This is a genomic window from Streptomyces sp. NBC_00878, assembly GCF_026341515.1.
GTDB lineage: Bacteria > Actinomycetota > Actinomycetes > Streptomycetales > Streptomycetaceae > Streptomyces.
This window is the reverse complement of the sequence record NZ_JAPEOK010000001.1, coordinates 6,298,907-6,313,812: the sequence shown is the minus strand read 5'-3', so window position 1 is coordinate 6,313,812 and position 14,906 is coordinate 6,298,907. Positions and strand designations below refer to the sequence as shown.

10 protein-coding genes are annotated in these 14,906 nt (G+C 65.2%); 3 read left to right on the top strand and 7 right to left on the bottom strand.

Annotation, left to right across the window (positions count from 1 at the left end; all coding sequences use genetic code 11):
* Window positions 1-55: 55 nt before the first annotated feature.
* Window positions 56-907: a hypothetical protein gene (locus OHA11_RS27245; RefSeq protein WP_266500737.1), complete on the top strand. Its 852-nt coding sequence runs from the start codon at window positions 56-58 to the stop codon at window positions 905-907.
* A gap of 20 nt (window positions 908-927) precedes the next feature.
* On the opposite strand, the gene OHA11_RS27240 is transcribed toward OHA11_RS27245, so the two are convergent.
* From OHA11_RS27240 to OHA11_RS27230, 3 genes are all read right to left on the bottom strand, one after another.
* Window positions 928-1,566 (bottom strand): hypothetical protein, encoded by a 639-nt coding sequence (locus OHA11_RS27240; RefSeq protein WP_266500736.1) that lies wholly within the window; start codon window positions 1,564-1,566, stop codon window positions 928-930.
* 103 nt (window positions 1,567-1,669) lie between these two features.
* Complete coding sequence (locus OHA11_RS27235; RefSeq protein ID WP_266500734.1) at window positions 1,670-3,763, bottom strand: hypothetical protein; 2,094 nt, start codon at window positions 3,761-3,763, stop codon at window positions 1,670-1,672.
* A 117-nt stretch (window positions 3,764-3,880) separates the two neighbouring features.
* Window positions 3,881-4,282, bottom strand: a complete 402-nt coding sequence (locus OHA11_RS27230; RefSeq protein WP_266500732.1) for a hypothetical protein — start codon at window positions 4,280-4,282, stop codon at window positions 3,881-3,883.
* Between the two features lie 101 nt (window positions 4,283-4,383).
* Between OHA11_RS27230 and OHA11_RS27225 the strand changes: the two genes are divergently transcribed.
* On the top strand, window positions 4,384-4,650 hold the full coding sequence (locus OHA11_RS27225) for a WXG100 family type VII secretion target (protein WP_107020882.1): 267 nt from the start codon (window positions 4,384-4,386) through the stop codon (window positions 4,648-4,650).
* Window positions 4,651-4,787: 137 nt separating this feature from the next.
* Here the strand turns inward: OHA11_RS27225 and OHA11_RS27220 are convergent, their stop codons facing one another.
* The 3 genes from OHA11_RS27220 to OHA11_RS27210 form a co-directional block, all read right to left on the bottom strand.
* Window positions 4,788-9,236, bottom strand: coding sequence for an FtsK/SpoIIIE domain-containing protein (locus OHA11_RS27220; RefSeq protein ID WP_266500730.1), 4,449 nt, complete (start codon window positions 9,234-9,236; stop codon window positions 4,788-4,790).
* A gap of 159 nt (window positions 9,237-9,395) precedes the next feature.
* Window positions 9,396-9,854 carry a hypothetical protein gene (locus OHA11_RS27215; protein ID WP_266500729.1) on the bottom strand — a complete coding sequence of 153 codons (459 nt, stop codon included), beginning with the start codon at window positions 9,852-9,854 and terminating at the stop codon, window positions 9,396-9,398.
* 61 nt (window positions 9,855-9,915) lie between these two features.
* Window positions 9,916-12,252 (bottom strand): serine/threonine-protein kinase, encoded by a 2,337-nt coding sequence (locus OHA11_RS27210; protein WP_266500726.1) that lies wholly within the window; start codon window positions 12,250-12,252, stop codon window positions 9,916-9,918.
* A 148-nt stretch (window positions 12,253-12,400) separates the two neighbouring features.
* On the opposite strand from OHA11_RS27210, the gene OHA11_RS27205 reads away from it, so the two are divergent.
* The gene (locus tag OHA11_RS27205; protein WP_266500725.1) at window positions 12,401-13,027 is read left to right on the top strand and encodes a hypothetical protein; all 627 of its coding nucleotides are present in this window, start codon (window positions 12,401-12,403) and stop codon (window positions 13,025-13,027) included.
* A 19-nt stretch (window positions 13,028-13,046) separates the two neighbouring features.
* Here the strand turns inward: OHA11_RS27205 and OHA11_RS27200 are convergent, their stop codons facing one another.
* On the bottom strand, window positions 13,047-14,834 hold the full coding sequence (locus OHA11_RS27200; RefSeq protein ID WP_266500723.1) for a serine/threonine-protein kinase: 1,788 nt from the start codon (window positions 14,832-14,834) through the stop codon (window positions 13,047-13,049).
* Window positions 14,835-14,906 lie beyond the last annotated feature (72 nt).

Below are 14,906 nucleotides of genomic sequence, written 5' to 3'. Positions count from 1 at the left end.
TTGCACAAGCGAGAAGCCGCACGCTGGGGGTGAATCTTCCACAAGTCCTGTATGGATGAAAATTCAGAGCTCGTCCGACTATGTGATGGGCGAACCGGGGTCACTGGCCGTCGAAGTGGAAAATAACGACTCAAAACAAAAAAACGTCGACGTCAACCTTTCCTTCAGCTTGAAGCACGCGCCCAAAGGTGACGTCGCTGTCGAATACCAAGAACTGAGATCCTCTTCCTGGAAGGATCTCCGAGTCTCACCCAAAACCACCGCAGGCGAAGAAACCCTGAGCGGCACCTTTCAGACAGTACTGCCCTCAGGAAGCAGCACGCTGAAACTGCGTTTGACTCCTGGTATGCGCCCTACGGCCAGCGGCCAGGCAATTGACATTACCGCCAAGATGAGCAATGCAAAAAAGTCACTGGCCGTCGCTCGCGGATCAGCGCCATTGACCAATTTTCAGGTCAAAGAAGAATCAGGATCCGAGTATATACAGCGAAGGGGAGGTTGGTCCGAGTACGAATTCTCGGTGAACAACCGCTCCGCAGTGGACTACCCGAAGATCCAGGTCCTGGCCTTCCTGTGCGAAGAAGTAGAAGGAGACTGCAAAGCAGACGAGTCCACCTCTGCTCTATCCGCCCAATGGAAAACAGCGGATGGCTGGAAAGACCTGAAAAATCCCTCCTCCGAGCCCACTGCCACATCCGATAGCGAGAATCTGGAGGACGACGCGCTGCTCGTTACCAATATTCCCCTGGCGCGCGACGGCAGCGAGCGCCTGACCTTCCGAATCAAGGAAACAGGAGACTTGCGCAAGGGTGAATGGCAAGGAGAGATTCAACTCCTGGCTCGCCACAAGGGCGATAAATCCACCACTACACTGAGCTCCACAGGCACCGCATTCCAAATCAAATGACATGCAAAATGGTCACAAAGTCATTTTGCGGCCTTTTCCAGCTTTTGAATCTGCTTATCGATAATTTGCTGCGGCACGGCAACGAACTCACTCATAGACTGATGTGCAGCAGAAATTCTGGCCAGGGTCGCCCCCTGCCGCATCACGACATAACGAATCTTTATACCTCTCTGATATTCGAGCGAAAAACCAATTTCACCGTTGCCGGACGTGGTCTTGTCGGCCGTGATTCGGCGGATTTTTTCCTCCTCCCCGAAAATCGTGACGTCAAATTCCGAGCCGCAGGCGGAGACAGCGCTCTCAAGGTCCTTCAGAGCTTCCTCAGCCACCGACTCCGACTCGATGCTTGTCAAAGTAAGCTGATAGCTCGCATCCGGCTTCTCACCCTTGGTGATGCTCTGCCGAGCCAAGCGATTGTCATAGGCTGAAACTTCGGGAGCCATAGCAAACGCGACAATGGGCTGGCAGGATTTGGTGGCTGCCCGCGCCGACCGATCCTTCTTGGCACGCGATTCGTCGAAGAACTTGTATCCTGGCATGTCTCCTTGCGTCAGCATCGAACGGGAGAGTTCCGACTGACTCAGCGGTTTATTCCCCGCAGCCTCTCCATCATCCCCGCATGCCGCCGCACCCAGCAACACCGCAGCAATGGAAGTCATCGCGACAACCTTTCGGCCAGCGGATGAAACTATTCCCTCAGAATTTCTTGCATACTGCTCAGACACACTGCCTCCGATCTGCACTACGCCGCACCAAATCCTCCTAGTTGTTTTGGCCGGGCCAGTCCCAAGCATTCCGGCCGTCGGAGAAGGGTGTGTAAACCTTCTGGACCACGGCAGGGTCACGAAGCCATTCGCCGTACGCTGTGCGCTGCGTGGGCGACATCTTTTCCGGCTCCATCACGATTCCATCCTTCGTCAGGAAGTTTCGCGACGAGTCTCCCTTGATGTATTCTTTCGGGTTTCCTGTGTACGTCTCATGACTTCCATCGACCTTCCACACCTCAACTTCCGGGATATACCGCGCGTCGAACCCTCCGTTCTTCTCACGGAGGAGATCGTTCGCCTGATCCTGGTACGAGGTCTGCCAGCTCGTGTCGATGGTCGCTTTCTTCACTCCACTGATCTGATACCGAAGCTTGGCCGGCGCATCGGATGCGTCGACATGGACCCCCTTCTTGATCCAACCCGTGAGAATACCTGACCCCATTCCGTAAGCAGCCCCGATTGCAGCACCCTTGGCGCCCGCCATCCCCGCTCCGCCGGTAGCGCCCATGGCGACACCTGTTACCTGATCAATAAGGCCATCGCGGAATGCGTTGGTGTCCGCGACCCACTTGTCGCGCTCGGCGCCCAGTTGATCGGCAACAGTGCGCATATTCTCGTAATAGAAGCGCTGCATCATCCCCTTCTGAGCCGAGATGTATCGCACAGAATCACCCGTCCGATCCGGATTGATGTCATTCTCTTGCGCGATCATCTTCTGATTGTAACCCTGGAAAAGTGCTCCAATAATTCCAGCTCCCTTGGGGTCGCGACCAGCTTCTACCGTAATCGCTCCCCACATTTCCTGGGAAATCTCCAGCCCTGGACGCTTTCTGTCCTGGCCGGCAAAGTAAGACTTGTCAGTCCATTCTTTGCCGCCACTCCACAGGTCATTACTCACAGGTGATGTCACGCTGTGCTCAACATCTTTCCAGTAAGCGGTCATGATGCTGGTATAAAGAGCGGACGTACCGTCGACCGGATGTACGTCCTTCAGATCGCCCTTGCTGTGCTGATAATTTTCGTAGATCAGGCGCGCAGCATTCTTTTCCGCCAAGGACGGGTTGTCCTTCCTCAGTGTCACACTTCCAGCGTGCAAGATATTCAGGAAGGCCACTCCACGCTCTTTTGGTTCATCGACCTTCCAGGGGCCAGTGGTGTACAGCATCGATTGAACGCCGCCCGCATTGTGATCCATCCACTCACCGGAAGCCTCAGGGTTCCGCGAGATGGCGTCGAACAGCTGCTCGTAACCATCCTTCGCCCACTCCCCCTCACCGATTCCGCTGTTCCCGAGGAATTGGGTCTCGTTGGTCTTCATGTCCTTGCTGAACACACGATCGCCGAACGCCACAAGGAAGTCCTTGTCATGCGATCCACCTCGGAGGAGCGGAGTCAGGTGGTCCGGCCGGAATCCAAAGTGTTCGTCAATCGCAGAGCCGTCGAACCATTTGTTCCATGCTTGCTGCTTCTCCTTGGGCGTTTTACCCTCGAAGGCTACCTTCGTGTACGTACCGAAGGTGTCGGCGATTGTTTTGCGATCCTTTTCCCGCTGATCCGCATCATCCTTATAGGCATCACTGTTGCGGTCGCCCATTTCCTGAGACATCCACAGCAGATTTCGCGACCCGAGCACGTCGTAGAACGACTTCACATAGTCGGCGTCCGCGTCGTTCGCACGTAGGTCCGCGAACATTTCGGGGGTGATTTCCTCCCCGTTTTCAAGCTTCTTTTTGAACTCGTCTCCCAGCTTCTTGCCATTGGCCTGCGACTGCTTCGTCTGGCCGACCATGCTCTCCTTGATCCGCACCATCCCTTTGTAGCCGTGGCCGTACTTCTCGTCCTCGGCAATGGAGAGGTGATGTCGGCGCCTGAGCATAGGGAGCTGGTTCTCGGACCAGCCGGCGATGGCAAGCAACTCGGTCAGCGGTTCCGTTTCGACGCCGTACCGCTCGAAGCTCGACTTGATCCATGTCGCGCTGGACTTCAGCTTCTCCTGGTCCTTCTGGAGTGATTGGATCGTCCCGGCCAGGTGATCCGGATCAATACCGGAGAACCCGTCCCCTTCGCCCATCATGAAAATCTCCCCCATTTAGTCCAGCATGAGCACTTCACGATGCCTGGCACGCTTACGTGCCCAGTGTGACCATTCTATGGATCTTGCGCAGGTCCCATGTGTGGCGACTTCACCCATGGACACCTGACGTCGTCAACGCAAATCCATCCGCATCATCTTCGCCTCGGAGGGCGACACCTTCTCGGGCAGGGCGTCGATCCTCTTCTGTACCGCCGGGATGAGCTTGTCGATCTCTCTGATCATGCGGCCGCGGTTGCCTTCGATTTCGTCGTGCCACTTGTTGGCCGTCTTGCCGACCCAGGACTTCTTTTTGTCCCCAACATCCTGAGATGCAGTCTTCAGGCATTTTTTGAGCTCTTTGACCTCGTCTACGAGATTCCTCTTCAGTGCCTCAAGCTGGGTTCGATAGGGGTTATCGACCTTCGGCTGCTCGCTCGGTTCCCCCACTTGCGCCTCCAGTGCGACATCAAGTTGCTGTTCGGAAAGATTTGCCGTCGTTCGGGAACCAAGAATAGGGAGCTTCCAGTACCGCAAGCAAGGAGCCTTGAGCCGATGACGCGGCTCCACCCATTGCGATAGCATCGGGCCCGGCGGACGGAAGGTTCGTCTGGCTATCGATACACGGGGAGGCAGTCATGACGCTAAAGGGCGCAGATACCACACGACTCCGGAGTCTTTCCACCACCTTCAAGACTCAGCACGGCAACCTCGACGACCTGATCCGTGCCATCTCGACGGGCACGAGTCACAGTGAAGAGTTCTGGAAGGGCGGCCGAGCCAACCGATTCCGGGAGGAATGGGACAAGCTGAAGCCGCAGCTGCAGAACTTCGTCACGTCTCTTGAGAATGCCCGCAAGGAGACCAGCGACGCCGCCCAGGCGAACGACACCATCAACGACTAGTTGAGCAATCGTCAATAGTCGTTGATGTGGGGGAAATCGACCCTCACTTCGAACACGCGCATTCGGGCCGGGCAACCTGTGGGTTGCCCGGCCCGAATGCGTTGGCCATGTCTCCCACGGAGACGTCTCCAGTCCAGCTAGTCCGGCAGCACCGCCTGCGCCGGCATGGCTTCCCCGCTCCGGATGAAGAGTCCCCGCCCGGTCGGTCCGCCCCCACTGTTCGACGAGACGCGGATGTTGAACATCTCGCCGTCCGCCGTGCCCTGCGGAGACAGCAGCATGCCGTTGCGTGAACGGCGCGCCTGCACCACGGAGCCGCGGTACTGCGAGGACAACGTGTCGACCGCGCCAGCCATGATCAGGCCAAGGCCCCCATCCATGCCGCGGCGCAGTTCCTCCTCAAGAGCCTCGTCGAGCGGAGTGTCATAGATCAACTCCGCGTCGTCCACCAGGATGACGTACGGCCCCCGCGCGCTGCCCGTCAGCGCCTGGAGGTCGTCCGACGAACCCTCGCTGTCGAGCGTCCCGAGGACACCGGGCTCTGAGGCCAGGTCTCGCAGGGGTGAACGCCGCGGCGTGATCAGAACGACCTCGGTGCCACGGCGCAGCAGTGACATCGCCGCCACCACCAGGGTGCTCGAACGCCCCGACTTCGGCGGACCCGAGATGACAAAGCCGGGTCCTGCCTCCTCCAAGTCCATGCCGAGCGGCGACAGTTCGTCCCCACCGGCCGCGAAGAGGGCCCACAGGTCCGACGGCGGAACGAAGTCGGGCTGCAGCGCCATGGCCTCCGAGGCCTTGATCCGCGCCGGCAGTACGTCGACTCGAATAGGCCTCTGGTGAGGGGCCGGACGGGCCCAGGTCTGCGCCCGGGCGATCTCCTGCAGTGCCGCCACCTGCGCCTGCCCACTCGGGTTCTCCGCGAGCAGCGCGATCTGGCTCTCCTGCACCCCGTCGTCGGTCCCCTTGAGGGCCCTGCCGGACGGCACCTCCTTGGGTACGTCCTTCGGTGTGATCCCCGCGAACGAATAGTCCTGTGGGTCGGCGAGCCTCAGCACGAGCCGTTCGGCGAAGGAACTGGCGATCTCTCCCATGAGGCCGCTTCGATCGGTGGCGAGAACCACCTTGACGCCGACGGCTGCACCCTCTCGGAACAGCCGCTTCGCCGCTTCGACGAGACGCCCGTAGTCGTAGTTCTCGAACGCCAGGCGGAAAGCGTCCCACCCGTCGATCAGAACGACCATCCACGGCAGGCGGTCCTCGGGCTCCGCGGCGGCACGCTGCTCGGCCGCGCTCGACTGGCCCTTCTCCGCGAGGAACATCTGCCGTCGTGTGACCTCGTCGAGCAGCCGTCCCAGCAGCCGGTCGACACGTGCCGTCTGGTCACGGGTCACGACCGCACCGCAGTGCGGGAGGCTGGTCAGCGGGAGCAACGCGTTGGCTCCGCAGTCGATCCCGTAGATGTGGACGTCGCTCGGTGCGCAGTTCTGTGCGAGCGCTCCCGCGACGGTCCGCAGGGCGGTCGACCGCCCTGAACGGGGACCACCCGCGATCATCAGGTGTTCCCCGTCGGCCAGGTCGAGCGCGAGCGGCGCGCGCGCCTGCTGGGCCGGCAGGTCGGTGAGCCCGAAGGCCACGGGGCGGACCGTGTCGGCACCGGGGCCGGCCTCGGGCAGAGCGGGCAACTCGGATGTCAGTACCTGCGGGGGAATCGGCGGCAGCCACGGACTGCGAGGTTTCACGCAGCCGAGTTGTTGCGCCCCCGCGCTGATGGCCTCCACCAACACCGCCAGGTCCGTGACCATCGTGCCGTCGTCGCCATCCGTCTGCGCGGCTCTCGGCGGCGGATGCCCGTAAGCCACCCAATCGAGGAAGTTCAACGTGACCTGAGGTGCCGTGTCGTGGCCGGGCCGCCGTCCACCGATACGCGCGGACTGAACACCGATGAGTGACTGGGCTCCTGACCTTACGTAGCAGCGGCCCGGTGTCGCCTTCGAGATGTTGCCCGAGTCGGGGGCATCGATGACGTCGCGTGACTCCTCGCCGTTCGTGACGCGCAGCGCGATGCGAAGGTTGGTGTTGGCCCGGATGTCCTGGCTGACCACGCCTGCCGGGCGTTGGGTGGCGAGCAGGAGGTGCACGCCGAGCGACCGACCCCGCCTCGCGATGTCCACCAGGCCCGCGATGAAGTCGGGAAGCTCCGCGACCAGCGAGGCAAACTCATCGATGACCAGCATGAGCCGTGGCATGGGCTCAAGGTCGGACCGTAGCCTGCGGGCGTCGTTGTAGTCCTCGATGTCCTTGGTCTCGGCCTCGAAGAGGATCTCCTCGCGACGCCTCAGCTCCGCGGCGAGCGAGGCGAGTGCGCGCTCCGTCAGATGAGCATCGAGGTCACTCACCATTCCGACGGTGTGCGGCAGCCGCGCGCAGTCCTGGAAGGCGCTTCCGCCCTTGTAGTCAATGAGTACGAAGTTGAGGGCATCCGGAGTGTTACCCACAGCCAGCGAGGCGATAATGGTTTGCAGCAGCTCCGACTTACCCGCACCGGTTGTGCCCGCGATCAGTGCGTGCGGTCCGTCGCGTCGAATGTCCAGGACGAACGGGCCATCAGCGGCCAGTCCGATCGGAGCGGCTGTCGTCGCCCCGCCCCGCCGCCAGATCGAGGCGATGTCGGCACCGGTCGGGTTCGGCATCTCCAGGAGATCGAGCAGCCGAGCAGCCGTTGGCAGTGCGCTGTCGGCGTCGTCACGGCTCACATCGACCACGGGTGCGAGAGCGCGGGCCATTCGTTCACACCAGGCGATGGAGACCTGATCCGCCAGTACGTCACCCGCGGCCTCGTATCCGTACCCTCGAAGGTGAACCCTGCTCGCCGACTCCGGCGTCCAGCAGATGGCGGTGCGGCATTCTTCCGGCAGAAGCCGTTCGTCCTCGTCCACGCAGAGGGCGAAGATCCCGTGAGCCGGTCCCTCCTGAAGCAATTGAGGAACACCGGGCACCCTGCGCAGCAACCGGGCGCCATCAAGAATGAGCAGAACCTGCGCGTCGGGGCGGAGCGCATTCAGACCGCCGTTCTCCTTGGCGATTGCCTGACGCCTGGTGAGTTCCGCGAGGAGCTCGGTGACCCGGCGCGAGATGGACTCCGCGTCGGTGCCCATCAGGGCAACGCAGTTCTGGCCCTGCTGAGGACTCGTGTGGGGCAGCCATTGCGCCCAACTCCAGTTCTGCGCCGCGTCCGTCGCCGAGGACAGCACCACCAGGGAGAGGTCGCGTGGGCTGTGAAGCACTGCCGCCTGAGCAGCCATCCACCGAGCACTGGCTACCGCCCGCGGCCGGTCTCCCGCTATGCCGACAACTCCGAGCTCTGCGAAAGGCAGTGTCAGCGGCACGTTGGTCACCACCGGAGGCGCCGGGTCCTCCGCGTCCGCGCTGGCGTTGCGGGCGTTGGCCAGGTCGATCTCTGCACGGAGATCACTGAAACCAACCCTGAGATGCATCGCGTCCGGGTCGGTGATGCGCCGTTCCCATAGGCGCCGCCGCGGACCGGTGGCGAACAACAGGAGTTGTCCGGGATCCGGGTAGGCCTCCCGTCTGCGGCGCTGATCGAGCTCACTCAGCCGCTCGACCTCGGTTTCGTGCTCGGCCTTGGCCTTCCTGTACTCCTTCATTGCCGCTCGGTACTTCTTCTTGCCGTGGCGCCTGTCGCTGACCCATTGGCCGAAGATCATGATGGGCGAAAGAAGGCAGAACAGGAGCATGTAGATCATCTTGGTGACGAAGTACATGCCCACTCCGAAGAAGAGGGGGAGCACTGCGGAAATGAGCTGGAACCGCTGTGCTTCGTCCTTGTTCGGCGGAGCGGGGACGGTCAACCGCGGGTTCGCCCTGGGCGAGGTCAGGCGCGGAGGGCGGTTGTATGCCAGACCGCCCGCTCCTGCGGGGGAGAGATGAGCGTCGGGTTCGCCGACCGCGGAGAGGCTGAACAGCGATTCGCCGGACTTCAGCAGCACGCCCGGCTGCCATTCCCGCACTTCGGACACCGGCTCGTCGTCCAGGGCGAGTTCGGCGCCGTCGATGGGGGCTATCTCCACCCGCCCCTTGACATCGGCGGTCACCCTCGCGGCCAGCGGCGCCAGATACGGGTCCTCGACGGAGAGCGTGGCAGTGGGTGCGGAGCCAATCGTGCTGACCCCGGCGGACAGTCGGGCGACCCGGCCTGCCCCGGCACCCCCGCTGACTGTGACCTCGTACCTGCCGACGGGCTCGCCACTGGCCATGAACGGGCCAACGGAGGAGTCCGTGGTGACGCGCACTCCGTCCCTCAGCGCACTCCCGATCCGTGCCTCTGGTTCACAGAGCCGCCCGTCAACCCACAGCCCGGCACCGGCGGCGGGCCGCTGCCACGAAGGGGCCTGACCAGGGAGAGGCGTCACCACTCCCTGAGCCGAGAACGACACCGGATCGCCCCGTCCATGAAGCCGGTCCACCGCCGCAGCAACTTCAGCCGCGGTCGTACCGTCGTCAACGTTGATAACCGCGTCCTGTGGTGAGACTCCTTCCCGGACCACGGTCGCCCGCACTCGCATCGGGACGTGTCCCCTCCCCTTCGATTCCTGCAAGTCATGATCTGAAATTGCGCCGCTCCGAGCCTAGCCCGCAGTGCTCAACCATCCTGGTGCAGCGCCTGTGCACATATCGGGGAGGAATTCACTATCCACTGAATCATGACAGTTTTCCCTTTTCCTCTAATTTTTCGCCGGATTGGTCGTCTCCTCCACCAGGACGCCCGGAGCAAACGCGCGCAGGGCCCCGGCCAGACGCTCGCGGTCGAGCGCCCACAGATTGATGTGCCTGCTGGCCAGAAAGACGTCGTGATCGACATGCGGTGCCAAGCGGCCCGTCTGGTCCCGGCTCAGGTCGGAGTTGGGTCCCGGAAGCACAGGAGCACCTGCTCTGCGGCGGAGGCCCACGTAGCGCATCGGCGTCAACGCGGCGGTGTCCTGCTGCCACAGCACCACCGCTTCGATGTCGTCCCAGGGAACGAGAGCGGTCTGACGCTCATACCGTGCGGGTGCACCACCCAAGGTCACGCCATGCCCATCAACGCGGAACGCGACAAGTCGCTTCTTCCACGCGCCGCTGAGGAGTTGGAAAGGCGTCCAGGTGAAGTGGACTTCGTACACTGACGACGAATCTGCAGACATGACGATCGCAATCGCTCGGGTTCGCTGACCAACTACCTGGCAAGAACTGTCCCTGGCACCCTCACACTGCCGGCAGCGCATAAATCTCATAGCCATGCGTAGCCAACAGCCGGTTCCCGGAGACCGCAACCTGCCACGGCTCCCCCGTACCCCGGTTCTCGTTGTAGACCCACCGCGCCCGGCCGCTCTTGGCCCCCAGTGCGAAGACCCCGCCCCCGTCCATGCCGGAGGCCCCGTACAAGGTCTCGCCGACGCGCAGGAACTGGGTGGGGGCGCTGTCGGCGCCCGGGTCCTCGCAGAGCCAGAGCTTGCGGCCCGTCTTGACATCGATGGCCCATACGCCGCCGTCGTGGTCGGCGGTGTAGAGGACACCGTCGATGACCGTCGGGTTGTCGAAGCCACGGCGGCCGTTCGGGGAGATGGTCCAGCGGGGCTTTCCGGTTTCGACGTCTACTGCCGTCAGGTTGTCGCCCGGGAGGAAGACCAGGCCCGCGCCGGGGGCGACCGTGGGGCGCCAGGTCCAGTCGTCGCCGACCTTCCTGGTCCACATCTGGGTGCCGGTGGCCGTGTCACGGACGGTGAGGTTGTAGTTGGAGTCCGCGTAGACGAGCTGCCTTCCGGAGGCGGTGCCCTCGACGTCGTAGTCGTTCGTGCCCCAGTCACGCTTCTGGAGCCAGACCTTCTTGCCCGTGCCGTGGCTGATGGCCGCGACGCCCGTGCGGTAGTCCGTGACGCTGCGGGAGTCGCTGAAGTCGGTCACCGTGACGTAGACGTTCTTCGCATCAACGGCGATCGTCTTCTCGACCTTCAGGTCCTTGCCGAGGCGGCTGCGCCAGGCCTCCTTGCCCGTCGTCACGTCCAGGGCCTTGAGCACCCCACTCGTGTCGGTGTCGGCCATGAACAGCTTGCCGTCGGCGAGCAGCAGCGGAGCGCCGAACGGCAGCACGTCCTTGCGGGACCAGCGCTGCTTGCCGGTCTTCACGTCGTACGCCACCAGCGGGTCGCCGTTGACCAGCAGCAGACCGTCGTGGGTCAGGAGCTTCTCGGTGGTACTGATGCTGTCCTCGGCGACCGACTTGTGCCACAGGGGCTGCGGGGCCGTCCCTGCCGGCGGTGTCGTGAACTTCTCTGCTGCGGGCTCGGCCGTTCCTCCGTTGTCGGCGGCCCTGGACGCCCCGTCGTCGGCGTCGGCGTCGTTCTGGGTCAGCCACCAGGCCGCACCGCCACCGGCGACCACGACTCCCGCGACACCGGCCGTCGCCAGGCCGAGGAAGCGGCGGCGGGACGAGGCGGGGGCGGCGTCCGGGAGGGTGGTGCCCACCTGGACAGTGCCGGGGAGCGGTCCGCCGGTCGCGTACGGCGCGCTACCGGACGGCGGGGTGCCGTACCCGTATCCCGGTATGGGCGTGCCCGTACCGGGCGTGCCCGTCGCGGTCGACGTTCCGTCCAGCATCGTCGGTGGCCGCCCGAACCCCGGAGTCGGCTGCGCCTCCGGCGTCTCCGGTGCCTCCAGGTCGAGGATGGCCGCCGCGTGCGTCGCGATGGTCGAAGCGACCGCCGAGGGCAGCCAGTTCGTCAGCAACTTCTCGACTCCGCCGGGCGCCAGCGCGGCCACGATCTCCGCGGGAGCGGGGCGCTGCGTCGGGTCCTTCTGCAGGCAGGCGCGTATCAGGCCGAGGAGGGACTGCGGTATGCCGGTGACGTCCGGTTCGCCGTGAACAACTTGGTAGAGCATGGCGGCGTGCGAGGCAGCGCCTTCGCCGAAGGCGTTGCGGCCGGTCGCGGCGAAGGCGAGAACGGCGCCGAGCGAGAAGACGTCCCCTGCGGTGCCGACGTCCTGCCCCAAAGCCTGCTCGGGTGGCAGGTAGCCGGGCGAGCCGACGACAACTCCCGTCTGTGTCATACGGTTTCCGTCCACCGCCCGCGCGATGCCGAAGTCGATGACGCGAGGGCCGTCAGCAGCCAGCAGGACGTTGGACGGCTTGAGGTCGCGGTGGATCAGGCCGACCGCGTGGATTTCCTGGAGAGCGGCGGCGAGACCTGCGCCCAACGCGCGGACCGTGTGCTCGGCGAGGGCTCCGTGCGCCTCGACCAAGTCCGTCAGGTCGGGGCCGAGGACGTACGACGTCGCGAGCCATGGCAGTGCCGCGTCCGGGGCCGCGTCCACGACCGGGGCCGTGTAGCGGCCGGAGACCGCACGGGCTATCTCGACCTCGTGCTGGAAACGGCGGCGGAAGTCGACGTCGGCGGCCAGGTCCTGGCGTACGACCTTGACCGCGACCGTACGACCACCCGGCGAGCGTGCGAGATAGACCCGGCCCATGCCTCCCGCGCCGAGTCGCCGCAGCAACCGGTAGCTGCCCAACTCCCTTGGATCGTCGGGCTGCAGTGTCTCCATGGTCGTGGCTTCCCCGTTCGTTCGTGTGGTCCGCAGCCCGGATGGTGTGGTTGTGGTGCCTGCGGTTCGCATGATGGTGTTCGCTATCGCAGACACAGTAGTAATCGCCGGGACGGGCGCGGCGAGCGGGGAGCGGGGAGGCGGGGGTATGGGCGGCGGGTCGGCCAAGCCCAGGCGTCGGAAGGCGGCGGGGGCCGCGTTGCGCTACAAGCACTCGCGGCAGCGGCCGCCGCGAACTCGCACACCCCGGCGCCCCGGTGACCTCGTGCGCGGCGCCGCCGTCGTGGTCGCGATCCTCGTCGGCTTCGCCGCCCTGTTCGCCGCGTTCGCGTTGGGCCCGTTCGCGTGGGCCGGTGAGCTGTGGCGGCGGACGGCGCCGGACTGGCCCGGCGGGGGCTACGGCTTCGCGGCCACCGCCGGCGCCGTGCTGCCCGCCGCGCTGGTCGCGATGATGCTCGCGCTGGGGCGGGCGGGCACGCGCTGGAAGCGGCACAAGGTACCTGCGGTGCTCTTCGCTGTCGCGGCCGTCCCTTGCGGAGCCGTTTCCCTGATGGTGGTGGCCGTCGCCATGCAGTCGATCCGCCCGAAGCGCAGCCACCGCGACGGCTACTGCTCCACCGTGGGTGAGTACTGCTGGATCAGCATGCAATACCCGTACGTATGGCTGGTCGGCCTCGCTGGAACAGTGCTGAGCGCGCTGCTGTTCATGGCGCTCCACCAGGCGTACGAAAAGCGGCGCGGCGGGAAGGGGCCAAGCAAGCCTTCGGCTGCCTGACCCCCTATCCACCTTCGACTTAGTTCACCTTCGACATCCGCGCCACCGGATCCCCCGCGTCCGCGTTGTCCGTCTCGTAGCGCAGGTCGTCGCCGACCGGGGTCAGGCGGACCTCGTGGCGGCCCGTTGTGCACTCGGACGTGGTGGACGGCTTGGACACGCTGGTGGCGATCAGTTGCTTGGGGGTGGCCTTCTTGAGGATGAGGTCGGTGTCGCAGGTGCCGCCGATGAGGTCGGTCTGGCGGAAGGTGCCGAGTTGGTCGCCGATCTTGGCCTGGCGGACGATGACGCGGAAGGTGCCCATGGGGAGCTTGCCGTCGAGGGCGAAGCCGTCGCCCTCCCAGGTGCCGAGGTAGGAACTGGGGATGACGGAGAGGTCGTTGCCGTCCGTGCCGGAGGCGCTCGGGGTGGCCGCGGGCTGGGATTTGACCGGTCCGCCCGCGTCGCTGCCACTGTCGTTGTCGTTGCCCCCGCCCGGCAGCAGGTCGAGCACGAACACCCCGCCGACCATCACCGCCGCCAGTGCCCCCGCCACCGCGAGCGCCACCGTGCAACTCAGCTTGCGGCCACGGCCGTTCGCCGTCGGCACGGAGGCCGCGGCCACGCTGACGGACACCTTGCCGGGAGAGTCGGAAGGGGCGGAAGGGGAAGGCGAGGGGGAAGGGGCGACGGCGTCGCGCTGTTCCGGGACGTAGGTCGGAGGGCCGGACGGAGGTGACTGTGGCGCTTGCGGGGGCTGCGATGCGTGCGGTGTGTACGGCGCGTACGACGGGTCCGGTGGGCCGAACACCCCGGCGGGAGGTGCCGAGTCGTTCGGGGCCGCCGGTGCTCGCGTCCCCGAAGCCACCGGTCCGTCGGCGGCTCCCACCGACGGGCTGCTGAAGCCCACCACCCCCGACGGCGGCACGTCCGTCGCCTCCAGGTTCAGGAGTTGGACCGCGCTCCGGCTGACCTGTTCCACCAGTGGTCCCGGGAGCCAGCCCGCCGTCACCAGCCGCGCCGCGCCCTCCGCGGCGAGGCGGGAGGCGAGGGCGGCCGGGGAGGGGCGGGCGGCCGGGTCCTTCGCGAGGCAGTCGGCCACCACGTCTCTCAAGTCGCCCGACAGCGCCCCCAGTTCGGGCTCCTCGTGCACCACCTTGTAGAGGAGCGCGGCCGAGGAGTCGCCGGGGAACGGGGACGATCCCGTCGCCGCGTACGCCAGTACCGCACCCAGTGAGAAGACGTCCGCCGCGCCCGTGACCCCCTTGCCGAGGATCTGCTCGGGCGACATGTAGCCGGGCGAGCCGACGGAGACGCCGGTCGAGGTCAGGGAGGCCGTGCCGTCCGTGGCGCGGGCGATGCCGAAGTCGATGAGGAGGGGGCCGTCGAGGGTCAGCAGGACGTTCGACGGCTTGACGTCACGGTGGACGAGGTCCAGGCCGTGCACCGCCGACAGCGCCTCGGCGAGTCCGGCGCCGAGGACGCGTACGGAATGCTCCGGAAGCGGGCCCGCGTCCGCGACCGCCGCGGAGAGGGAGGGCCCGGCCGCGTAGGCCGTCGCCACCCACGGGACGGGCGCGTCGGGGCCGGCGTCCAGCACCGGTGCCGTGTACGCGCCGCCCACCCGCCGCGCCGCCTCCACCTCCCGGCGGAAACGGGCCCGGAACTCCTCGTCGAGCGCGAAGTGCGGGTGCACGATCTTGACCGCGACCGTACGGCCGCCCGCGCTGCGGCCCAGATAGACACGGCCCATCCCGCCGGACCCGAGCCGGCCCAGCAGCCGGTAGGGCCCCACGACGGTGGGTTCATCGACTCCGAGCGGTTGCATGGCGCCCGCACCTCCCCCGTGTTCCACTACCCCGTCCACCCCGTCCCCGTAGGTGCCGCACCGTCCCGCCGT

Coding starts and splice junctions, on each gene's coding strand:
- OHA11_RS27220 (WP_266500730.1), bottom strand. CDS start 9,236: ATGCGAGTGCGGGCGACCGTGGTCCGGGAAGGAGTCTCACCACAGGAC.
- OHA11_RS27245 (WP_266500737.1), top strand. CDS start 56: ATGAAAATTCAGAGCTCGTCCGACTATGTGATGGGCGAACCGGGGTCA.
- OHA11_RS27210 (WP_266500726.1), bottom strand. CDS start 12,252: ATGGAGACACTGCAGCCCGACGATCCAAGGGAGTTGGGCAGCTACCGG.
- OHA11_RS27240 (WP_266500736.1), bottom strand. CDS start 1,566: ATGACTTCCATTGCTGCGGTGTTGCTGGGTGCGGCGGCATGCGGGGAT.
- OHA11_RS27225 (WP_107020882.1), top strand. CDS start 4,384: ATGACGCTAAAGGGCGCAGATACCACACGACTCCGGAGTCTTTCCACC.
- OHA11_RS27215 (WP_266500729.1), bottom strand. CDS start 9,854: ATGTCTGCAGATTCGTCGTCAGTGTACGAAGTCCACTTCACCTGGACG.
- OHA11_RS27235 (WP_266500734.1), bottom strand. CDS start 3,763: ATGGGGGAGATTTTCATGATGGGCGAAGGGGACGGGTTCTCCGGTATT.
- OHA11_RS27200 (WP_266500723.1), bottom strand. CDS start 14,834: ATGCAACCGCTCGGAGTCGATGAACCCACCGTCGTGGGGCCCTACCGG.
- OHA11_RS27205 (WP_266500725.1), top strand. CDS start 12,401: ATGGGCGGCGGGTCGGCCAAGCCCAGGCGTCGGAAGGCGGCGGGGGCC.